Here is a 22015-nt window from a genome sequence, read left to right as displayed (position 1 = left end):
TTGGAGTCGCATTTTGAAAAAATCTTATCGCGTTAAGAAAGAGAAAGACTTTAAAGCATTATTTGATGCAGGGCACAGTGTTGCTAATCGGAAATTTGTTGTCTACTGTCTGGATCGTGATCTGCCTCATTTTAGAGTGGGTTTGTCAGTCAGTAAGCGTCTTGGTAATGCGGTTACTCGGAATCGGGTAAAACGTCGTCTACGACATGCACTGATGGACATGTCATCTCAGTTAGAACATCAAGATTTTGTCGTTATTGCTCGTAAAGGTGTCGAAGACTTAAGTTATCAAGACATTTATAGCAATCTCGTTCATGTCTTAAAAATAGCAAAGTTATATAAGGACTAAAAAATTATTTTGCTTCTTTACATTGTAGGATAAACTAAAATCACTCCTGATTTTTGAGATACTCTTAATGAATGGAAGCGAAGCAGTTCTTTATCGTATTAAAAAGGAGTTTTTAGTGAAGAAAAAACTTAATATATCTGTTTTAGGTGCAGGAGCTCTCTTGCTTTTGTCCGCGTGTGGACGAAGTGATGTTACAAGTCACTCCACAGGCCTTTGGGAACGTCTTATTTTAATGTTTGGGAAGGCTATTCAAGGGCTCTCATTTGGTGGTTCTATTGGATTAGGTATTATTATTTTCACGATTTTAATTCGTGCGGTAATGATTCCTCTTTATAATCGCCAAATTAAGTCAAGCCGTGAACTACAAGAGTTGCAGCCAGAGTTACGTCGCTTGCAGAGTGAGTATCCTGGACGCGAGAATCGTGAAGCTCTTGCTTATGCACAACAAGATCTTTATAAAGAGCATGGTGTAAATCCTTACGCAAGCTTCGTTCCTCTCTTGATCCAATTTCCTATTTTGATGGCTCTTTATGGAGCGCTCACACGAGTGCCAGAGTTGCGAGAAGGAACATTCCTCTGGGTTGACCTAGGTCAGAAAGATCCTTACTTTATTCTTCCGATTTTGGCGGCTGCTTTCACCTTCCTTTCAACTTGGTTGACAAATAAGGCAGCTAAAGATCGTAGTGCAATGCTTCTTGTTATGAATATCATGCTTCCAATCTTTATTTTCTGGTTTGGAACTCAGATTTCTTCAGGGGTAGCACTTTACTGGGCAGTTTCGAACGCCTTCCAAGTTGTTCAGATTTTGGTTTTTAATAATCCGTTTAAAATCATTGAAGAACGTAATCGTTTGGAAGCGGAAGAAAAAGAACGTAAAGCTAAGATTCGTCGTGCCAAGAAAAAGGCGCATAAACGTAAATAAGGAGGCTTATTATGGTTGTCTATTCTGGACGAACAGTCGAACAAGCTATCGAAAAAGGTTTGAAAGATCTTAATTTACCCCGTATGAAGGCTCATATTAAGGTGATTTCTCGTGAGAAAAAAGGTTTTCTAGGGTTCGGAAAGAAACCAGCTCGAGTTAGTGTTGAACCAATAAATGAAAAGATAGCTCACGAAGCAGATCAAAACACCGTTAAAGTGGCTCCTGATGCTGTAAAACAATTAGACGATTCTGTCGCAAGTCCAAAAGACGAAACGATTGCTTTCAATAAAGTGACAAAACTCGTTACGGTTTCAGATAGTAAGGAAATTGCACAAGAAAACTTAAAGCAACCAGTGTCTACAGAGACCCTTGGTGAAGAGTTGCCAGATAAGAAACAGGAGCAACCAAAGGCAACAATTATTCCTCTATCTGTTAAACGTGAGTCATCGGAAGAGGATGCTACAGAATTTATGGCAAATTCGCTTGAGCCCCAACTAGAACCGGTGGCTCAAGTTCAGACTTCGGAAACTTCTGAAGGAGATTTCAGTTCATTTGTGGCATCTGAGTTTAGTACAGATGAGTCTTCTGAAAATAATTTAGAAGATATTCAAGCGGCTGCAGACGATGTTTTATCTTATCTCGAAAAAATTATCTATGAAATGGATGTTGATGCTAGCCTAGAGGTTAGTCACAATCGCCGCAATATTATTATTCAGATTGAAACAGACCAACCTGGTCGTGTTATTGGTTATCATGGTAAGGTTCTCAAGTCTTTACAACTTTTAGCGCAAAATTATTTGCACGATCGTCATTCTAAACGTTTTAGTGTTGTTCTTAATGTTCGTGATTATTTGGAGCAACGCACAGAGACTTTGATTGATCTAGCAGAAAAAATGGCAGCTAAAGTAAAAGAAACAGGTCGAGAGTACGTTATGGATCCAATGACGAATAGCGAACGAAAAATTATCCATAAGGCACTTTCTCAAATTGAAGGTGTTGAAAGTCACTCGGAAGGGGACGATCCTAATCGTTACGTTGTTGTGACAAAGGTATAATTAAAATAGCGTTTATTGCTTACAGAAACTAGTCTTATTTGAAGGCTAGTTTTTTTGACAACTAAAAGTAGACGGTGTATACTTTGTTTAAAAGTAACCACTGTCTACTTAGATGGAAAGGGAGTCAAAATGAAACGTAATACTGCTGAATTGAAGGAAAAGTTAATCGCAACTGGAGTCGAGGAGATAAGAACAAGAGGTGTCAATCAACTATCTATCCGAACGGTGGCTCAAAGATGTGGGGTCACCCATGGGGCACCCTATAAGCACTTTGAAAATAAGGATGTCTATCTTCAGGTAGTTTTGGAGCATTTATCTGAGATCTTTTTGAAGTATCTGACACAAGGGGTAGACTCTTCGCTTGATGTAAGAGGTCAATTAGTATTAATGGGCTGCAATTTTGTGGAATTTGCTCAAAAAGAAACAAATAGTTTTGAGGCCTTGTTTATTAAGTTTCCTTTCAATTATATGGAGCTCACTCGGGACAGTATCTCTGTTAATGCCCATTTACCAGGGTTTGAGCACTTTAAGAGTGTGGTTTTGAAGCTAAAAAGTGAAATGAACATTTCTGGTAGTGAGACAGAAATATTAGTTCATATCTGGAGTTTTATTACTGGATTAGCTGTTTTGGTAAGGAGTCCCATTGGTGATAATTTCAATAGTAATACTATTGAAGAGACTGTTAGTACTATGTTAGACATCTATGTTAAAGGAGCTAAACAATGAAAACCTTAATTATCTACGCCCATCCAAACGACAAGAGCTACAATGCCTCTATACTAGAGACTGTTAAAGAAAATTTATCGTCTAAACATGAGTTAAAGATTCTAGATTTGTATAAAGAAAAGTTCGATCCTATTTTACGTTTTGATACAACACATAGGAGAAGAGACTTAGCGCACGATGTAGCTATGAAAGACTATCGAGATTTAATAACTTGGGCAGATCAGTTGATTTTTATTTTTCCAACTTGGTGGAGTGGAATGCCAGCTATCTTGAAAGGATTTATTGAACGCGTTTTTGTTGCTGGCTTTGCCTATGAAAATACACCCCGTGGATTGGATGGTAAATTGACTGGGAAAGCTTGGATTATTACAACCCACAATACACCAAAGATTGTTCTACCTTTAGTTCAAGATTATTGCAAAGTCCTAAAATTTCAAGTCCTAAAACCTTGTGGTATTAAATCGGTCAAAGTTACCCAGGTTTCACCCGTTGAGTATATGAGTGATTATAAGCGAAAAGAGGTACTCAAGAAAATAGCTAAACTAGCAAGAAGGTTATGAGCAAGCGATGATATAGGAACGGCATTGTAGTTTACAGTTATCACTAGCCTTCGGGCATCGAAGATATAATGAAATTAATATCTAAGTAATTCTTGACAAGATTAAGCTATTGCTATAAAATAGTATGGTATGTTTAGTAACTGATCAAAAATAGCCGGCTAAACGAATACGAAAATCTATCAGGAGGTATTCAACGTGAAACGTACTTATCAACCAAGTAAAATCCGTCGTCAACGTAAACACGGATTCCGTCACCGTATGTCAACTAAAAACGGACGTCGTGTTCTTGCAGCTCGTCGTCGTAAAGGACGTAAAGTTCTTTCAGCTTAAGACATTATTGAAAGCAACAGTGCTCGAGACTGTTGCTTTTTGTTTTTATTTTATGTGACTTTAAGTCTGTTTCGCTCCGAAGGTGCGAAACAAATAAACCACCCGCTATGCGGGTGCGCATCGAAGGTTATACCGTCATAACAAAAACACTCTAAACGAGTTACAATATAGGTGTTCAAGCCAATTGTAAAACGAAATGAGTTGAGACTATGGCGCAAAAAGGTCACAGTTTATCACATACAAAATGGATGTGTAAGTACCACATTGTATTTATACCTAAGTATAGACGAAAAATAATCTATAATCAATATAGGAGTAGTCTGGGAGAGATTTTTCACAGACTATGCCAATATAAAGGCGTTGAAATAATAGAAGGCCACTTAATGCCAGATCATGTCCATATGTTAGTAAGTATTCCACCACGAATGAGTGTAGCTAGTTTTAAGGGATATTTAAAAGGTAAAAGTGCCTTAATGATGTTTGATAAACACGCCAATTTAAAATATAAATTTGGGAACAGACATTTTTGGGCAGAAGGATATTATGTAAGTACGGTAGGACTTAATGAAGCCACAATTAAGAAATATATCCAGGAACAAGAGAAGCATGATATCGTTTTGGACAAATTAAGCGTTAAAGAATATGAAAATCCCTTTAGGGATAATGGTAAGTAATGCGAATGCCTCTTTGAGAGGCTTGTGACGAGTCAAAAGCAATAAGGCTTGAACAAAGTGAAAGCCAGCGTCTTTAGGCGCTGGCTGGTATTATGGGCTTATAGCCCTTGATCAAACCACCCGTTAGACGGGTGGTTATGATTTTGCTATAAATGATAGTGTTGATGTTTGATGTTATTCATCCAAAAGTTTGAAAATATAGAGCTGACAATTCTTGTAATTTTTGATAAACTAAAGCGGTTGTGGATAATGACCACTTACTAAAAAATACTTAGGACTGTTTTTCCTAATGTAAGGAGTATAAATGACTGATTTTCCTATTAAATATCGTCTTATAAAGAAAGAAAAACACACAGGAGCACGCCTGGGGGAAATTATCACGCCTCATGGAACTTTTCCAACACCGATGTTTATGCCTGTAGGTACCCAAGCTACAGTAAAAACGCAATCTCCTGAAGAATTAAAACAGATGGGTTCAGGAATTATTTTGGCCAATACCTATCATTTATGGCTAAGACCTGGTGACGAGCTTGTGGCTAAAGCTGGAGGACTCCACAAATTCATGAATTGGGACCAAGCGATTCTTACAGATAGCGGTGGTTTTCAAGTATATTCATTGGCCGAAAAACGAAATATCTCGGAAGAAGGTGTAACCTTTAAAAATCACCTTAATGGAAGTAAGATGTTTTTATCTCCTGAAAAAGCGATCGCGATTCAGAACAATCTCGGTTCGGATATTATGATGAGTTTTGATGAATGCCCTCAATTTTACCAACCATACGACTATGTGAAAAATTCTATTGAACGTACAAGTCGTTGGGCAGAACGAGGGCTGAAAGCACATCGTCGTCCACATGACCAAGGTCTTTTTGGAATCGTACAGGGAGCAGGTTTTGAAGATCTTCGCAGACAGTCTGCACAGGATTTGGTTTCCATGGATTTTCCAGGTTATTCAATTGGAGGTCTTGCAGTAGGAGAAACTCATGAAGAAATGAATGCGGTTCTAGACTTTACTGTACCTTTGCTTCCTGAGAATAAACCACGTTATCTTATGGGGGTAGGGGCACCAGATAGTTTGATTGACGGTGTTATTCGTGGCGTTGACATGTATGATTGTGTTCTCCCAACACGAATTGCTCGTAACGGAACTTGTATGACGAGTCAAGGACGTCTCGTGGTTAAAAATGCGGCGTATGCAGAAGATTTTAGCCCTATAGATCCTGAGTGTGATTGTTATACATGTAAGAATTACACACGTGCTTATGTGAGACATTTGTTGAAAGCAGATGAAACGTTTGGAATTCGCCTGACAAGTTATCATAATCTCTACTTCTTGGTAAATTTAATGGTCAAGGTCCGACAAGCTATTGTAGATGACAATTTACTTGAGTTCCGCCAAGACTTTATAGAAAAGTATGGTTACAAGTCAAGTAAAAGAAATTTTTAGATGACTTATTTAGCGGTACACGATTGTACTGCTTTATTTTTTTGAAAAAACCTATTGACAAGCATTGATTTGGGTGTTAAGATATAAAAGTTGTCTTAACTGACTTGCCACAAACTTGAAAAGGTTCCAAAACTTTAAAAAAGTTATTGACAAGACAGGCCAGAGATGATATTATAAATAAGCTGTTTCGCGAGAGACAGCAGACACGAGAAGTAAAAAAACTTCAAAAAAGTGTTGACAAGGTGTTCTAGATTTGCTAGAATATAGAAGTTGTCTTAAGAGAGACAAAGACCTTTGAGAACTGAATAAGAAACCAAGTGCAGGGTTATGATAGAAGAATTATAACCTGTCAATTTACAAGAATAAATCGTCAGACGACGGTAATGAGTTAACGCTCGAACAATTATTAAAGTTTTTAATGAGAGTTTGATCCTGGCTCAGGACGAACGCTGGCGGCGTGCCTAATACATGCAAGTAGAACGCTGAAGAGAGGAGCTTGCTCTTCTTGGATGAGTTGCGAACGGGTGAGTAACGCGTAGGTAACCTGCCTTGTAGCGGGGGATAACTATTGGAAACGATAGCTAATACCGCATAACAATGGATGACACATGTCATTTATTTGAAAGGGGCAATTGCTCCACTACAAGATGGACCTGCGTTGTATTAGCTAGTAGGTGAGGTAACGGCTCACCTAGGCGACGATACATAGCCGACCTGAGAGGGTGATCGGCCACACTGGGACTGAGACACGGCCCAGACTCCTACGGGAGGCAGCAGTAGGGAATCTTCGGCAATGGGGGCAACCCTGACCGAGCAACGCCGCGTGAGTGAAGAAGGTTTTCGGATCGTAAAGCTCTGTTGTAAGTCAAGAACGAGTGTGAGAGTGGAAAGTTCACACTGTGACGGTAGCTTACCAGAAAGGGACGGCTAACTACGTGCCAGCAGCCGCGGTAATACGTAGGTCCCGAGCGTTGTCCGGATTTATTGGGCGTAAAGCGAGCGCAGGCGGTTTGATAAGTCTGAAGTTAAAGGCTGTGGCTCAACCATAGTTCGCTTTGGAAACTGTCAAACTTGAGTGCAGAAGGGGAGAGTGGAATTCCATGTGTAGCGGTGAAATGCGTAGATATATGGAGGAACACCGGTGGCGAAAGCGGCTCTCTGGTCTGTAACTGACGCTGAGGCTCGAAAGCGTGGGGAGCGAACAGGATTAGATACCCTGGTAGTCCACGCCGTAAACGATGAGTGCTAGGTGTTGGATCCTTTCCGGGATTCAGTGCCGCAGCTAACGCATTAAGCACTCCGCCTGGGGAGTACGACCGCAAGGTTGAAACTCAAAGGAATTGACGGGGGCCCGCACAAGCGGTGGAGCATGTGGTTTAATTCGAAGCAACGCGAAGAACCTTACCAGGTCTTGACATCCCGATGCTATTTCTAGAGATAGAAAGTTACTTCGGTACATCGGTGACAGGTGGTGCATGGTTGTCGTCAGCTCGTGTCGTGAGATGTTGGGTTAAGTCCCGCAACGAGCGCAACCCCTATTGTTAGTTGCCATCATTCAGTTGGGCACTCTAGCGAGACTGCCGGTAATAAACCGGAGGAAGGTGGGGATGACGTCAAATCATCATGCCCCTTATGACCTGGGCTACACACGTGCTACAATGGTTGGTACAACGAGTTGCGAGTCGGTGACGGCAAGCTAATCTCTTAAAGCCAATCTCAGTTCGGATTGTAGGCTGCAACTCGCCTACATGAAGTCGGAATCGCTAGTAATCGCGGATCAGCACGCCGCGGTGAATACGTTCCCGGGCCTTGTACACACCGCCCGTCACACCACGAGAGTTTGTAACACCCGAAGTCGGTGAGGTAACCTTTTGGAGCCAGCCGCCTAAGGTGGGATAGATGATTGGGGTGAAGTCGTAACAAGGTAGCCGTATCGGAAGGTGCGGCTGGATCACCTCCTTTCTAAGGAAAAACGGAATGTACTTGAGTTTCTTATTTAGTTTTGAGAGGTCTTGTGGGGCCTTAGCTCAGCTGGGAGAGCGCCTGCTTTGCACGCAGGAGGTCAGCGGTTCGATCCCGCTAGGCTCCATTGAATCGAAAGATTCAAGTATTGTCCATTGAAAATTGAATATCTATATCAAATTCCATATGTAATTAAATACATATAGATAGTAACAAGAAAATAAACCGAAACGCTGTGAATATTTAATGAGTTAGGTCGAAAGACCAAAATAAGGTTAAGTTAATAAGGGCGCACGGTGGATGCCTTGGCACTAGAAGCCGATGAAGGACGTGACTAACGACGAAATGCTTTGGGGAGCTGTAAGTGAGCAATGATCCAGAGATGTCCGAATGGGGGAACCCGGCAGGTAATGCCTGTCACTCATTACTGTTAAGGTAATGTAGAGGAAGACGCAGTGAACTGAAACATCTAAGTAGCTGCAGGAAGAGAAAGCAAAAGCGATTGCCTTAGTAGCGGCGAGCGAAACGGCAAGAGGGCAAACCGAAGAGTTTACTCTTCGGGGTTGTAGGACTGCAACGTGGACTTAAAGATTATAGAAGAACTACCTGGGAAGGTAGGCCAAAGAGAGTAATAGCCTCGTATTCGAAATAGTCTTTATACCTAGCAGTATCCTGAGTACGGCGAGACACGAGAAATCTCGTCGGAATCTGGGAGGACCATCTCCCAACCCTAAATACTCTCTAGTGACCGATAGTGAACCAGTACCGTGAGGGAAAGGTGAAAAGCACCCCGGGAGGGGAGTGAAATAGAACCTGAAACCGTGTGCCTACAACAAGTTCGAGCCCGTTAATGGGTGAGAGCGTGCCTTTTGTAGAATGAACCGGCGAGTTACGATATGATGCGAGGTTAAGTTGAAGAGACGGAGCCGTAGGGAAACCGAGTCTTAATAGGGCGCATTAGTATCATGTCGTAGACCCGAAACCATGTGACCTACCCATGAGCAGGTTGAAGGTGAGGTAAAACTCACTGGAGGACCGAACCAGGGCACGTTGAAAAGTGCTTGGATGACTTGTGGGTAGCGGAGAAATTCCAAACGAACTTGGAGATAGCTGGTTCTCTCCGAAATAGCTTTAGGGCTAGCGTCGATGTTAAGTCTCTTGGAGGTAGAGCACTGTTTGGGTGAGGGGTCCATCCCGGATTACCAATCTCAGATAAACTCCGAATGCCAACGAGATATAATCGGCAGTCAGACTGCGAGTGCTAAGATCCGTAGTCGAAAGGGAAACAGCCCAGACCACCAGCTAAGGTCCCAAAATATATGTTAAGTGGAAAAGGATGTGGGGTTGCACAGACAACTAGGATGTTAGCTTAGAAGCAGCTATTCATTCAAAGAGTGCGTAATAGCTCACTAGTCGAGTGACCCTGCGCCGAAAATGTACCGGGGCTAAAACATATTACCGAAGCTGTGGATACCTTTATAGGTATGGTAGGAGAGCGTTCTATGTGCGAAGAAGGTGTACCGTGAGGAGTGCTGGAGCGCATAGAAGTGAGAATGCCGGTATGAGTAGCGAAAGACAGGTGAGAATCCTGTCCACCGTAAGACTAAGGTTTCCAGGGGAAGGCTCGTCCGCCCTGGGTTAGTCGGGACCTAAGGAGAGACCGAAAGGTGTATCCGATGGACAACAGGTTGATATTCCTGTACTAGAGTATATAGTGATGGAGGGACGCAGTAGGCTAACTAAACCAGACGATTGGAAGTGTCTGGCCAAGCAGTGAGGTGTGATATGAGTCAAATGCTTATATCTATAACATTGAGCTGTGATGGGGAGCGAAGTTTAGTAGCGAAGTTAGTGATGTCACACTGCCGAGAAAAGCTTCTAGCGTTAATTATACTCTACCCGTACCGCAAACCGACACAGGTAGTCGAGGCGAGTAGCCTCAGGTGAGCGAGAGAACTCTCGTTAAGGAACTCGGCAAAATGGCCCCGTAACTTCGGGAGAAGGGGCGCTGACTTATGGTCAGCCGCAGTGAATAGGCCCAAGCAACTGTTTATCAAAAACACAGCTCTCTGCTAAATCGTAAGATGATGTATAGGGGGTGACGCCTGCCCGGTGCTGGAAGGTTAAGAGGAGTGCTTAGCAATAGCGAAGGTATGAATTGAAGCCCCAGTAAACGGCGGCCGTAACTATAACGGTCCTAAGGTAGCGAAATTCCTTGTCGGGTAAGTTCCGACCCGCACGAAAGGCGTAATGATTTGGGCACTGTCTCAACGAGAGACTCGGTGAAATTTTAGTACCTGTGAAGATGCAGGTTACCCGCGACAGGACGGAAAGACCCCATGGAGCTTTACTGCAGTTTGATATTGAGTATCTGTACCACATGTACAGGATAGGTAGGAGCCTATGACCTCGGGACGCCAGTTTCGAGTGAGGCGTTGTTGGGATACTACCCTTGTGTTATGGCTACTCTAACCCAGATAGGTTATCCCTATCGGAGACAGTGTCTGACGGGCAGTTTGACTGGGGCGGTCGCCTCCTAAAAGGTAACGGAGGCGCCCAAAGGTTCCCTCAGAATGGTTGGAAATCATTCGCAGAGTGTAAAGGTATAAGGGAGCTTGACTGCGAGAGCTACAACTCGAGCAGGGACGAAAGTCGGGCTTAGTGATCCGGTGGTTCCGCATGGAAGGGCCATCGCTCAACGGATAAAAGCTACCCTGGGGATAACAGGCTTATCTCCCCCAAGAGTTCACATCGACGGGGAGGTTTGGCACCTCGATGTCGGCTCGTCGCATCCTGGGGCTGTAGTCGGTCCCAAGGGTTGGGCTGTTCGCCCATTAAAGCGGCACGCGAGCTGGGTTCAGAACGTCGTGAGACAGTTCGGTCCCTATCCGTCGCGGGCGTAGGAAATTTGAGAGGATCTGCTCCTAGTACGAGAGGACCAGAGTGGACTTACCGCTGGTGTACCAGTTGTTCTGCCAAGAGCATCGCTGGGTAGCTATGTAGGGAAGGGATAAACGCTGAAAGCATCTAAGTGTGAAGCCCACCTCAAGATGAGATTTCCCATGATTTTATATCAGTAAGAGCCCTGAGAGATGATCAGGTTGATAGGTTAGAAGTGGAAGTGTGGTGACACATGTAGCGGACTAATACTAATAGCTCGAGGACTTATCCAAAGAAAGTAACTGAGACATATTGACAACGATTTGGTTTCTTGATACAGTATAGATATTCAATTTTGAGTTGAGAATACTCAGAGTTAAGTGACGATAGCCTAGGAGATACACCTGTTCCCATGCCGAACACAGAAGTTAAGCCCTAGTACGCCTGATGTAGTTGGGGGTTGCCCCCTGTTAGATACGGTAGTCGCTTAGCGTTTATCCGCCATAGCTCAGTTGGTAGTAGCGCATGACTGTTAATCATGATGTCGTAGGTTCGAGTCCTACTGGCGGAGTATAGGTTTTATTGCTGGACGTAGGTCTAGCTTTTTTTGTTAAGTTATTTACTTGTTAAAACTCTAAATTTCAGATATGATATGATTATATTTTATTTGAGAGGTATTATTATGTCGAATTTTGCATCAGCGTTTACACCTATTTCTGTTACTACTGCTAAAGATAAAATTTCTTCTACAGATAAGTTTATTTTATTTATTGGCCGTCCTTCTTGTCCATATTGTCAACTTTTTGAACCTAAATTATCTAATGTTGCACGTAATTCAAATCTTACTATTTTCTATATTAATAGTGAAAATAGTGAAGAACTTGAAGATATTCAAGCTTTACGTAAAAGATATGGTATTGCTACTGTTCCAGCCCTCTTTGTTTCAGAAAATGGAACTGCTAAGGTTGTTTGTGACTCTTCTCTTTCTGAGGATGACATTTTAGATTTTATTTCTTAATCTTTTTGGAGGTTCTTATGTTTATTTGTAAACACGAGGTCCAGTATTATGAAACAGATCGAATGGGTATTACTCATCATTCCAATTATGTACGATGGATGGAAGAGGCTAGAACTTTTTTTCTAAGAGAGATAGGTTGGCCTTATGAAAAAATTGAAGAGGAGGGAATTATCTCTCCTGTTACTTCAATTTCCTGTGACTATAAAGCTATTTCTACTTTTGCAGATGAGATTTCTATTGAGATTAATGTTAAAAGTGTTAAATCTGCTAAACTTTCTTTTGTATACCATATGGTAAATCAGAATGGTGTTTCTGTTTGTACAGCTGTTTCCGAACATAGTTTCTTATCTAAGGATGGTGGTTTTGTTAATCTTAAAAGAGATTATCCCTCATTTTTTAATCTTTTAAAAGAGCAGTCAGTTATGCAATAAAAAAAAGAAGAAAATCAAAATGATTTTCTTCTTTTTTATTTATTTTATGTGACTTTAAGTCCGTTTCGCTCCGAAGGTGCGAAACAAATAAACCACCCGCTATGCGGGTGCGCATCGAAGGTTATACCGTCATAACAAAAACACTCCAAACGAGTTACAATATAGGTGTTCAAGCCAATTGTAAAACGAAATGAGTTGAGACTATGGCGCAAAAAGGTCACAGTTTATCACATACAAAATGGATGTGTAAGTACCACATTGTATTTATACCTAAGTATAGACGAAAAATAATCTATAATCAATATAGGAGTAGTCTGGGAGAGATTTTTCACAGACTATGCCAATATAAAGGCGTTGAAATAATAGAAGGCCACTTAATGCCAGATCATGTCCATATGTTAGTAAGTATTCCACCACGAATGAGTGTAGCTAGTTTTAAGGGATATTTAAAAGGTAAAAGTGCCTTAATGATGTTTGATAAACACGCCAATTTAAAATATAAATTTGGGAACAGACATTTTTGGGCAGAAGGATATTATGTAAGTACGGTAGGACTTAATGAAGCCACAATTAAGAAATATATCCAGGAACAAGAGAAGCATGATATCGTTTTGGACAAATTAAGCGTTAAAGAATATGAAAATCCCTTTAGGGATAATGGTAAGTAATGCGAATGCCTCTTTGAGAGGCTTGTGACGAGTCAAAAGCAATAAGGCTTGAACAAAGTGAAAGCCAGCGTCTTTAGGCGCTGGCTGGTATTATGGGCTTATAGCCCTTGATCAAACCACCCGTTAGACGGGTGGTTATGATTCAGCAAGCAGTTTTTGATAAATTGCTAAATTTTCATCATCAAATACGTTAAATATAACTTTTTTTATTATACTTGACTCATCAATAAAGGTTTTGACTGTTTGAATGGCGATTTTGGCAGCTTTTTGTTTTGGAAAATTGAAATCCCCAGTTGATAGACATGGAATAGCAATTGATTCAATGTTATTTTTCTCAGCTAGTGCTAATACTGAAAGATAACTTTTTGCTAAAAGATCTTCATCAATTTGTGTTGGTTGGTCTACTATTTTCGGACCTACAGTATGAATGACAAAGGCAGAAGGAAGATTGTAAGCTGGGGTGATTTTAGCCATGCCAACGGGTTCTTCGTATCCTTGTTCTAAGATGAGTTCGAAACAAGCTTGGCGTAACTGAACACCTGCATATGTATGAATAGCATTATCTACACAATCATGAAGTGGTTTCATACATCCTAGTAAGGTTTTATTAGCTGCATTTACGATTGCGTCTACTTCGAGTCTTGTAATATCACCCTTCCAGAGGTAGATTCGATCATCTTGAGGGATGGGCTGGAGTGAACTGAGTTGTACAAATCCACGTTCCCCTTTCCTAACTTGTAGGTAAAGGTCTTGTATTGTCAGAAATTGTGTTGATGCTGCCATTGGTTTACGTGTATTAAAAAGCGCTCTGAGAAGCTTTTGCTTTTCCTCGAGTTCTTCTGGGATAATCAAATCATGTAATTCTAGATTTTCTTTTTTGAGTTCACCTATGAGATAGGTAATCATTGCATCTTTATCCATATTTACTCATTTCTATTTTTATAGTTTTTTATTATTATACTCCCAAGATAGGCTGTGAGCAAGTGATGTCTATGATAGGCAATGACTAATATTTGATAAGAATTTTTTATGTATGTGTCAAATTCTTGCAATGGCCTTTAGAATCATATAGAATAAGTCTACAAAAGTTTTATAATGTCTAGGAGGATGAATATATGACACAAGTAGTAACAGATGCTACATTTGAACAAGAAACAGCTGAAGGACTCGTTTTGATTGACTTTTGGGCAACTTGGTGTGGGCCTTGCTTGATGCAAGCACCAATTCTTGAGCAACTTTCTGAAGAAATTTCAGAAGATGAACTTAAGATTGTTAAAATTGATGTTGATGAGAACCCAGAAACAGCTCAGAAGTTTGGAATCATGTCTATTCCAACTTTACTCTTCAAAAAAGATGGTGAGGTTGTTAAGCAAGTTGCAGGTGTACATACAAAAGAACAAATTAAAGCTATCGTTGCAGAGCTTAGCTAACTAATTGTCACAGTCCCGTTTAGGGATTTTTATTTTTAGTTTATTCGAACGACGAGGAGAGTCATATGTCTTATTCATTTCAAAATCCTAGTGCTGAGGTTATAGAATCTTATTTAAAATCGGCAAAGACGATTGCAATTGTTGGTTTATCTCATCGCAAGGAGGCAGCATCTTATCAGGTTGCTCATTTTCTACAAGCTGCTGGTTATCGTATCATACCAGTAAATCCCAAACTAGAAGGCCAGGAGCTTCTTGGAGAGCATGTTTATGCTTATCTTAAAGATATCCCATTTTCGATTGATATTGTTGATGTATTTAGACGAAGTGAGTTTTTACCAGATGTTGCTTATGATTTTCTTGAGACAGATGCAAAAGTTTTTTGGAGTCAAATTGGTCTTGAGAATGAGGAGGCTGAGACTATTCTTCGTCAAGCGAATAGACAGGATATTGTAATGAATCGTTGTACAAAGATAGAATATATGCGACTCTTTGTTTAATAAAATGAAAAGGTGAGTGAGCTATGCTCGCTCGTTTTTGTTATAATAGACCTATGATTGAAATTTTTGATACGCATACCCACCTTAATGTGGATAATTTTGCAGGAAAAGAACAAGAAGAAATAGATTTTGCAGCTGAACTAGGTGTTATTAAAATGAATATTGTTGGTTTTGATAAGCCAACAATTGATAAATCTTTAGCACTATCAGAGAAGTATGATCAACTATATAGTACGATTGGATGGCATCCTACGGAAGCAGGGTCCTATTCTCAGGAAATTGAGGATATGATTGTATCACAATTGGATAATCCCAAAGTAGTGGCACTTGGAGAAATCGGTTTGGATTATTATTGGATGGAAGATCCTAAAGAGATTCAGATTGATGTCTTTAAGCGTCAAATAGCTTTGTCAAAGAAACACAATCTACCTTTTGTTGTCCATACACGTGATGCACTCGAGGATACTTACGCTGTTATTAAAGAAGTTGGTGTTGGTCCTCGTGGGGGGATTATGCACTCCTACTCAGGATCCCTAGAGATGGCTCAAAAATTTGTTGATCTTGGAATGATGATTTCATTTTCAGGTGTTGTAACTTTTAGGAAAGCTTTGGATGTCCAAGAAGCTGCTCAGAAGTTACCTTTAGATAAGATTCTGGTTGAAACGGATGCACCGTATTTGGCACCCGTTCCCAAACGTGGTCGAGAGAATCGTACAGGCTATACACGTTACGTAGTAGACAAGATTGCTGAGCTTCGTGGTTTAACAAGTGAAGAGGTTGCTAGGGCTACTTATAATAATGCGATGAGGATTTTTGGGCTGGATGAATAAAATAAAAATTCAAGAAGTCATCGTGGTAGAAGGTAAGGATGATACTGCAAATTTGAGACGCTTTTATGAGGTGGATACCTATGAGACTAGAGGCTCTGCTATCAATGAAGACGACTTAGAGCGTATCAATAAGCTTAATGATTTACGCGGGGTGATTGTTTTTACTGATCCAGACTATAATGGTGAACGTATCCGTAAAATCATCATGGAAGCTGTTCCGACAGCAAAGCATGCTTTTTTAAACCGTGGGGAAGCAACACCAAAATCTAAGACTAAAGGTCGTTCATTGGGTGTTGAGCATGCGAGTTTTGAGGATCTTCAAAAGGCCTTATCTGGAGTTCTAGGTAGTTACGATGATGATAATCAGTTTGATATTAGTAAATCAAATCTTATGAAGTTAGGACTACTAATGGGAGCAGATAGTCGAAAGCGTCGAGAATATTTGGGCGAGGCGCTTCGTATTGGTTATTGCAATGGAAAGCAGCTTCTAAAACGTTTGGAATTGTTTGGAATCACTCTAGAGGAGCTGGAAGAGGCTATGTCAAATTATTAGACTACCAGTAATCTTAAAATCAAATCGCTATTAAGTAGCTTATTATAGAGGTTGGGATAATTAAGAATTTGGACCTATTTTTTGTCCAAATATAAAAATCGTGAAATTAATAAGAAAAGAGAATAAATGAGAATTGCAGATTATAGCGTGACCAAGGCTGTCCTTGAACGCCATGGCTTTACCTTTAAGAAGTCTTTCGGACAGAACTTCTTAACAGATACAAATATTTTACAAAAAATTGTTGATACGGCAGAGATTGATAAAAATGTCAATGTAATTGAAATTGGACCTGGTATTGGAGCATTAACAGAATTCTTGGCTGAAAATGCTGCGGAAGTTATGGCTTTTGAAATTGATGATCGATTGGTTCCGATTTTGGAGGATACATTACGTGATCATGATAATGTTAACGTGATTAATGAAGATGTTCTCAAGGCGGATTTACAGACACGAGTAAAAGAATTTAAAAATCCAGAACTACCAATTAAGGTCGTAGCCAATTTGCCATATTATATTACGACGCCAATCTTGATGCATTTGATTGAGAGTAAGATTCCTTTTGCAGAATTTGTCGTTATGATGCAAAAAGAAGTCGCTGACCGTATTTCTGCAGAGCCTAATAGTAAGGCTTATGGTTCTCTATCAATTGCTGTTCAGTATTATATGATCGCTAAAGTGGCATTCATTGTCCCTCGTACAGTCTTTGTACCAGCCCCTAATGTTGACTCAGCTATTTTGAAGATGACGCGTCGTGAACAACCGTTGGTTGAAGTTAAAGATGAGGATTTCCTTTTCCGAGTGGCTAAGGCTAGCTTTGTCCATCGTCGTAAGACATTGTGGAATAATTTAACAAATCATTTTGGTAAATCTGAGGAAGTGAAAGCCAAACTTGAGCAGGCTTTGGAAATTGCAGATATAAAACCTTCTATTCGTGGAGAGGCTTTATCTATTTCTGATTTTGCACACTTATCAGATGCTTTGAGAGAAGCAGGCCTATAATTCAAAAATCCCACTGAGATTCAGTGGGATTTTTAGCTATGCGGAGAGAGGGATTTGAACCCTCACGCTTGAAAAAGCACATGCGCCTGAAGCATGCGTGTCTGCCATTCCACCACCTCCGCAGATGATATGCCTATTATACTGCAATCTATTGAAAATGCAAGGAGGCCCATGGGAAATGGAAGATCCGTTTTTTTGTTCCAGAAAAGCTTTCTAATTTGTGATATAATAGGGCTATTAAACGAATGAGGAGTTCACTTGCAAGGAAGAATTATCAAAGCACTGGCAGGTTTCTATTATGTAGAGCATGATGGTGTTGTATACCAGACGCGTGCACGAGGAAATTTTAGAAAAAAAGGACAAACACCTTATGTTGGAGATTTTGTTGAATTTTCAGCAGAGGAAAATTCAGAAGGTTATATCCTTAAAATTGGTCAACGAATCAATAGTTTAGTGCGTCCACCCATTGTCAATATAAATCAGGCTGTGGTTATTATGTCTGCCAAGGAACCGGATTTTAACAGTAATCTTTTGGACCGTTTTTTGGTTTTACTAGAGCATAAAAATATAAAGCCTGTAATCTATATTTCTAAGATGGACTTGGTTGAAGATGATTCAGAAATGAAAGCTATTCAAAAACAGTATCAAAAAATTGGTTTTGATTTTATCTTCAGTTTGGAAGAACTATTGCCGCTCTTGACTGATAAAATAACAGTCTTTATGGGACAGACAGGTGTTGGAAAATCAACCTTGTTGAACCGTATTGCCCCACAGTTACATATAGAAACAGGTGAGATTTCAGACAGTCTAGGTCGTGGACGTCATACTACAAGGGCTGTAAGTCTTTATGACGTTCATGGTGGGAAGATTGCTGATACACCAGGATTCTCTTCGCTAGATTATGAAGTGGATAATGCAGAGGACTTGAGTGAAGCTTTTCCGGAAATCCGTCAAGCTAGTCATGGCTGTAAATTCCGTTCTTGTACTCATACCCATGAGCCTTCTTGTGCTGTTAAGGATGAGGTTGAAAATGGCCAGATCTGGCAAGTCCGTTATGATAATTACCTTCAATTTTTAAGTGAAATTGAAAATCGTCGTGAAACATATAAAAAAACTGTAAAAAGAAAGTAGGTCTCTCATGTCATATAAAATTGCTCCTTCTATCCTAGCTGCTGATTACGCTAATTTTGCTTCAGAACTAGCTCGTATTGATGCATCAGGTGCGGAGTATGTTCACATTGATATTATGGATGGTCAATTTGTTCCTAATATCAGTTGGGGAGCAGATGTGGTTGCTAGCATGCGTAAACATAGCAAGTTAGTTTTTGATTGTCACCTTATGGTTGTTGATCCTGAGCGTTATGTGGATGCCTATGCACAAGCTGGTGCAGATATCATGACCATTCATGTTGAAGCCACTAAGCATATCCATGGTGCCCTCCAGAAAATCAAAGCTGCTGGTATGAAAGCAGGTGTTGTGATTAATCCTGGAACCCCAGTTGAGGCACTTATTCCTGTACTTGATTTAGTGGATCAAGTACTTATCATGACTGTAAATCCAGGTTTTGGTGGTCAGGCGTTCATTCCAGAAATGATGTCTAAAGTAGAGCGTGTTGTGGAGCTTCGTGAAAAAGGTGGCTATTCATTCGATATTGAAGTTGATGGTGGTGTAGATAACAACACTATTGCAGCATGTGCCAAGGCGGGGGCTAATGTTTTTGTAGCGGGCTCTTACCTCTTCAAAAATCCTGATTTGACAGCGCAAGTTCAAACGCTTCGTGATGCTATCGATGCCTAAAATAGCTTTATTTGTCGGTGGTGAGCTAGAGTGGTTCGCTACCGATTTTGATTATTTTGTTGGGGTGGATCGTGCGTGCTTACGTTTGTTGGAGTTAGGTTTACCTCTTGATTTGGCTGTCGGAGACTTTGATTCAGTATCTCGGTCAGAGTTAGAGATGATTCAATCAGCTGCCAAAGATTGTATGATTGCTCCAGCTGAAAAGGATGATACGGATACAGAGTTAGCCCTAAAAATTATATTTCAGCTATATCCTGAGGCGGAAGTAACTATTTTTGGTGCTTTTGGTGGCAGAATTGATCATATGTTATCAAATATATTTTTGGTCAGCGATCCTGAATTAGCTCCTTTTATGAGGCGTATCTGTTTGCGAGATAAGCAAAATAAGATTACTTATTATCCAGAAGGAAGTCATAAAGTTTTACCAGAACCCGGAATGACATATGTTTCTTTTTTACATGAAGGAGATGGAGAACTGACGATTTTGGGAGCAAAATACGAATTAACTAGTATGAATTATTTCCAGAAGAAAATCTATTCTAGCAATGAATTCGTTGATGGTCCGATTCAAGTGCTTGTGCCAAATGGATATGTGATTGTCATCCAGACTAAAGATAGGAGTTAGTATGATCTATCTACTTACACTTTTAACTTTATTAAGCTTGGGGATTCTTATTGCTCTTTTCTTGAAGAATATGGAGTTAAAAGAACAGATTAATAAGAGTTTGGAAGAAAATGCAGATAATCTTTCAGATCAAGTTTCGTTTCAATTGGAATCTTTTGCTAAGACAAATCAACTGGAAACGACAAAGCAATTGAACCAATTGCAGATGGAACTATATCAACAGTTGACAGATATCCGAGAGGTTTTACATCAAAATTTGTCTGATAATCGAGACCGTTCCGACCAACGCCTTGAGCAAATAAACCAAAGCTTAACCAAAGCTGTTAAAGATATGCAGGATTCCAATGAGAAACGTTTGGAACAAATGCGTCAGACAGTTGAAGAGAAACTTGAGCAAACCTTACAAACACGTTTACAAGCCTCTTTTGAGACGGTTTCAAGACAATTAGAGTCGGTTAACCAGGGCTTGGGGGAAATGAAAAATGTAGCCAAGGATGTTGGAAGTCTTAACAAGGTCCTTTCAAATACAAAAACACGAGGTATTTTGGGAGAGCTTCAATTAGGGCAAATTATTGAAGACATATTGACTGTTAATCAGTACGAGCGAGAATTTCCTACGGTATCAGGTTCAAGTGAACGAGTTGAATATGCAATCAAAATGCCAGGAAACCATAAAGATGAATATATCTACCTTCCCATTGATTCTAAGTTTCCTTTGGAAGATTACTATCGTCTGGAAGATGCTTATGAGTCTGGTAATAAAGAGGAGATTGAGAATCACCGTAAGTCACTTTTGACTAGTATTAAGCGATTTGCAAAGGATATTAACAAGAAGTATCTTAACCCACCTGAAACCACAAATTTTGGTATATTATTTTTGCCGACGGAAGGACTTTATGCTGAGGTAGTACGCCAACCAGCCTTCTTTGACGCCCTTCGTCGCGAAGAGAATATTGTTATCGCAGGGCCGTCAACCTTATCAGCACTCTTGAATTCATTGTCTGTAGGATTTAGAACTTTGAATATTCAAAAGAATGCGGATGATATTAGTAAGATTTTAGGTAACGTCAAACTAGAATTTAGCAGGTTTGGAGATATGTTAGCTAAAGCTCAGAAACAATTGAATACAGCAAGTAAAACCGTCGATAGTCTTCTCAACACAAGGAGTAGGGCAATTGTTAGAGCTCTTGATACAATTGAAACCTATCAAGACAGTGCGACACAAAGTTTGTTGGATTTACCACGATTAGAAAACGAGGACAAGCATGAAGATTAATCAAATGAAAAAAGACGAGTATTTTGAAGGTTTTTATCTGATTAAGCGTGCAGAGGTACGTAAGACAAGAGCAGGAAAGGATTACATTGCCTTTACATTCCAGGATGATACTGGAGAGATTTCAGGCAACCTATGGGATGCTCAACCTTATAATGTCGAAGAATTTACCGCAGGTAAAGTAGTGCATATGGAGGGACGTCGAGAGGTTTATAATAATACTCCTCAGGTAAACCAAATTACCTTACGTTTGCCTACATTTGGTGAGCCAAATGATCCAGCTGATTTCAAAGAGAAACCACCAGTAAATCCTTCCGAAGTACGCGAATACCTAGAGCAAATGATTTTCAAGATTGAGGAAGCAACTTGGCAGCGTGTTGTTCGTGCCCTTTATCGAAAGTATAATAAGGAGTTTTTCACTTTTCCAGCTGCTAAAACAAATCATCATGCCTTTGAAAGTGGACTAGCCTATCATACAGCTACTATGGTTCGCTTAGCGGACAGCATTGGAGATATTTATCCAGAGCTCAATAAGAGTCTACTCTTTGCCGGAATTATGCTTCATGATTTAGCTAAGGTTATTGAACTTACTGGTCCTGAAAATACTGAGTATACGGTTCGTGGAAACTTGATTGGTCATATTGCTTTGATTGATGAAGAAATCACTAAGGTGCTTATGGAGCTCAATATTGACGATACGCGTGAGGATGTCGTTGTTTTGCGTCATGTTATTCTCAGCCATCATGGACAACTAGAGTATGGTAGTCCAGTGCGCCCCCGTATTATGGAAGCAGAAATTATTCATATGATTGATAATCTTGATGCCAGTATGATGATGATGACGACAGCCCTTAACCTAGTAGGTCCAGGAGAAATGACAAATCGTCTCTTTGCTATGGATAATCGTTCTTTTTACAAGCCAAAATTTGATTAAAATCGAAATTAAGCGAGCATTTCATATGAAAATGTTCGTTTTTTGCTGTATTAT

At 40.2% G+C, this 22015-nt stretch carries 22 protein-coding genes, 3 tRNA genes and 3 rRNA genes; 26 read left to right on the top strand and 2 right to left on the bottom strand.

The genetic code is table 11. The annotated features are described in order from the left end of the window. Positions 1 to 13 precede the first annotated feature (13 nt). The 16 genes from rnpA (at position 14) to tnpA (SSAL8618_RS09185) (ending at position 13022) form a co-directional block, all read left to right on the top strand. On the top strand, positions 14 to 349 hold the full coding sequence (rnpA, locus tag SSAL8618_RS09260; RefSeq protein WP_002891957.1) for a ribonuclease P protein component: 336 nt from the start codon (positions 14 to 16) through the stop codon (positions 347 to 349). 115 nt (positions 350 to 464) lie between these two features. Continuing rightward, positions 465 to 1271, top strand: a complete 807-nt coding sequence (locus tag SSAL8618_RS09255) for a membrane protein insertase YidC (protein ID WP_037605452.1) — start codon at positions 465 to 467, stop codon at positions 1269 to 1271. Positions 1272 to 1282: 11 nt separating this feature from the next. Beyond that, a complete protein-coding gene (jag, locus tag SSAL8618_RS09250; RefSeq protein WP_038676814.1) occupies positions 1283 to 2326 on the top strand; it encodes an RNA-binding cell elongation regulator Jag/EloR in 1044 nt (347 codons plus the stop codon). 129 nt (positions 2327 to 2455) lie between these two features. Beyond that, entirely contained in the window at positions 2456 to 3052 is a 597-nt protein-coding gene (locus tag SSAL8618_RS09245) for a TetR/AcrR family transcriptional regulator (protein WP_038676811.1), read from the top strand. Then, a complete protein-coding gene (locus tag SSAL8618_RS09240) occupies positions 3049 to 3612 on the top strand; it encodes an NAD(P)H-dependent oxidoreductase (protein WP_038676809.1) in 564 nt (187 codons plus the stop codon). Before SSAL8618_RS09245 ends, SSAL8618_RS09240 begins: the two co-directional genes overlap by 4 nt. Positions 3613 to 3807: 195 nt before the next feature. Further along, positions 3808 to 3942, top strand: coding sequence for a 50S ribosomal protein L34 (rpmH, locus tag SSAL8618_RS09235; protein ID WP_002885866.1), 135 nt, complete (start codon positions 3808 to 3810; stop codon positions 3940 to 3942). Positions 3943 to 4151: 209 nt separating this feature from the next. Further along, on the top strand, positions 4152 to 4616 hold the full coding sequence (tnpA, locus tag SSAL8618_RS09230) for an IS200/IS605 family transposase (protein ID WP_038676806.1): 465 nt from the start codon (positions 4152 to 4154) through the stop codon (positions 4614 to 4616). A gap of 304 nt (positions 4617 to 4920) precedes the next feature. Beyond that, complete coding sequence (tgt, locus tag SSAL8618_RS09225) at positions 4921 to 6063, top strand: tRNA guanosine(34) transglycosylase Tgt (protein ID WP_038676808.1); 1143 nt, start codon at positions 4921 to 4923, stop codon at positions 6061 to 6063. Between the two features lie 414 nt (positions 6064 to 6477). Beyond that, positions 6478 to 8025: ribosomal RNA gene (locus SSAL8618_RS09220) — 16S ribosomal RNA — on the top strand. Between the two features lie 54 nt (positions 8026 to 8079). Further along, positions 8080 to 8152, top strand: a tRNA-Ala gene (locus SSAL8618_RS09215). Between the two features lie 146 nt (positions 8153 to 8298). Beyond that, positions 8299 to 11198, top strand: a 23S ribosomal RNA gene (locus tag SSAL8618_RS09210). An 83-nt stretch (positions 11199 to 11281) separates the two neighbouring features. Continuing rightward, positions 11282 to 11397, top strand: a 5S ribosomal RNA gene (gene rrf, locus SSAL8618_RS09205). The 16S, 23S and 5S rRNA genes sit together here with 2 tRNA genes alongside, the layout of an rRNA operon. 5 nt (positions 11398 to 11402) lie before the next feature. Then, positions 11403 to 11476, top strand: a tRNA-Asn gene (locus SSAL8618_RS09200). Between the two features lie 111 nt (positions 11477 to 11587). Next, positions 11588 to 11923 carry a DUF6568 family protein gene (locus tag SSAL8618_RS09195; protein ID WP_022495825.1) on the top strand — a complete coding sequence of 112 codons (336 nt, stop codon included), beginning with the start codon at positions 11588 to 11590 and terminating at the stop codon, positions 11921 to 11923. A gap of 17 nt (positions 11924 to 11940) precedes the next feature. Continuing rightward, positions 11941 to 12354, top strand: coding sequence for an acyl-CoA thioesterase (locus SSAL8618_RS09190; protein WP_022495824.1), 414 nt, complete (start codon positions 11941 to 11943; stop codon positions 12352 to 12354). Positions 12355 to 12557: 203 nt separating this feature from the next. After that, on the top strand, positions 12558 to 13022 hold the full coding sequence (tnpA, locus tag SSAL8618_RS09185) for an IS200/IS605 family transposase (RefSeq protein WP_038676806.1): 465 nt from the start codon (positions 12558 to 12560) through the stop codon (positions 13020 to 13022). A gap of 135 nt (positions 13023 to 13157) precedes the next feature. On the opposite strand, the gene SSAL8618_RS09180 is transcribed toward tnpA (SSAL8618_RS09185), so the two are convergent. Then, complete coding sequence (locus SSAL8618_RS09180; RefSeq protein ID WP_022495974.1) at positions 13158 to 13943, bottom strand: protein-ADP-ribose hydrolase; 786 nt, start codon at positions 13941 to 13943, stop codon at positions 13158 to 13160. A gap of 194 nt (positions 13944 to 14137) precedes the next feature. On the opposite strand from SSAL8618_RS09180, the gene trxA reads away from it, so the two are divergent. From trxA to rsmA, 5 genes are all read left to right on the top strand, one after another. Next, positions 14138 to 14452, top strand: a complete 315-nt coding sequence (gene trxA / locus SSAL8618_RS09175; protein ID WP_002884315.1) for a thioredoxin — start codon at positions 14138 to 14140, stop codon at positions 14450 to 14452. A gap of 65 nt (positions 14453 to 14517) precedes the next feature. Beyond that, complete coding sequence (locus SSAL8618_RS09170) at positions 14518 to 14949, top strand: CoA-binding protein (RefSeq protein ID WP_014635075.1); 432 nt, start codon at positions 14518 to 14520, stop codon at positions 14947 to 14949. 53 nt (positions 14950 to 15002) lie between these two features. Further along, positions 15003 to 15779: a TatD family hydrolase gene (locus SSAL8618_RS09165; protein ID WP_038677055.1), complete on the top strand. Its 777-nt coding sequence runs from the start codon at positions 15003 to 15005 to the stop codon at positions 15777 to 15779. Then, the gene (rnmV, locus tag SSAL8618_RS09160; protein ID WP_013991215.1) at positions 15772 to 16332 is read left to right on the top strand and encodes a ribonuclease M5; all 561 of its coding nucleotides are present in this window, start codon (positions 15772 to 15774) and stop codon (positions 16330 to 16332) included. The genes SSAL8618_RS09165 and rnmV overlap by 8 nt, the downstream gene beginning before the upstream one ends. A 126-nt stretch (positions 16333 to 16458) precedes the next feature. Next, positions 16459 to 17331, top strand: a complete 873-nt coding sequence (gene rsmA / locus SSAL8618_RS09155; protein WP_038676803.1) for a 16S rRNA (adenine(1518)-N(6)/adenine(1519)-N(6))-dimethyltransferase RsmA — start codon at positions 16459 to 16461, stop codon at positions 17329 to 17331. A 39-nt stretch (positions 17332 to 17370) separates the two neighbouring features. Here rsmA and SSAL8618_RS09150 read toward each other — a convergent pair. Beyond that, a tRNA-Leu gene (locus tag SSAL8618_RS09150) sits at positions 17371 to 17453 on the bottom strand. 136 nt (positions 17454 to 17589) lie between these two features. Here SSAL8618_RS09150 and rsgA point away from each other — a divergent pair. From rsgA to SSAL8618_RS09125, 5 genes are read left to right on the top strand one after another with little or no spacing between them, the layout of a single operon-like run. Further along, positions 17590 to 18462, top strand: a complete 873-nt coding sequence (rsgA, locus tag SSAL8618_RS09145) for a ribosome small subunit-dependent GTPase A (RefSeq protein WP_038676801.1) — start codon at positions 17590 to 17592, stop codon at positions 18460 to 18462. Between the two features lie 7 nt (positions 18463 to 18469). After that, entirely contained in the window at positions 18470 to 19129 is a 660-nt protein-coding gene (rpe, locus tag SSAL8618_RS09140; protein WP_002884311.1) for a ribulose-phosphate 3-epimerase, read from the top strand. Continuing rightward, positions 19122 to 19754 (top strand): thiamine diphosphokinase, encoded by a 633-nt coding sequence (locus SSAL8618_RS09135; RefSeq protein WP_002884399.1) that lies wholly within the window; start codon positions 19122 to 19124, stop codon positions 19752 to 19754. The genes rpe and SSAL8618_RS09135 overlap by 8 nt, the downstream gene beginning before the upstream one ends. Position 19755: 1 nt before the next feature. After that, a complete protein-coding gene (locus tag SSAL8618_RS09130) occupies positions 19756 to 21030 on the top strand; it encodes a DNA recombination protein RmuC (protein ID WP_014635068.1) in 1275 nt (424 codons plus the stop codon). Continuing rightward, a complete protein-coding gene (locus SSAL8618_RS09125; RefSeq protein ID WP_002884679.1) occupies positions 21020 to 21961 on the top strand; it encodes a 3'-5' exoribonuclease YhaM family protein in 942 nt (313 codons plus the stop codon). Before SSAL8618_RS09130 ends, SSAL8618_RS09125 begins: the two co-directional genes overlap by 11 nt. Positions 21962 to 22015: the final 54 nt, after the last annotated feature.

It is taken from the genome of Streptococcus salivarius (assembly GCF_000785515.1).
GTDB lineage: Bacteria > Bacillota > Bacilli > Lactobacillales > Streptococcaceae > Streptococcus > Streptococcus salivarius.
The sequence above is the reverse complement of the archived record's forward strand: the minus strand, read 5'-3'. Positions and strand labels throughout refer to the sequence as shown.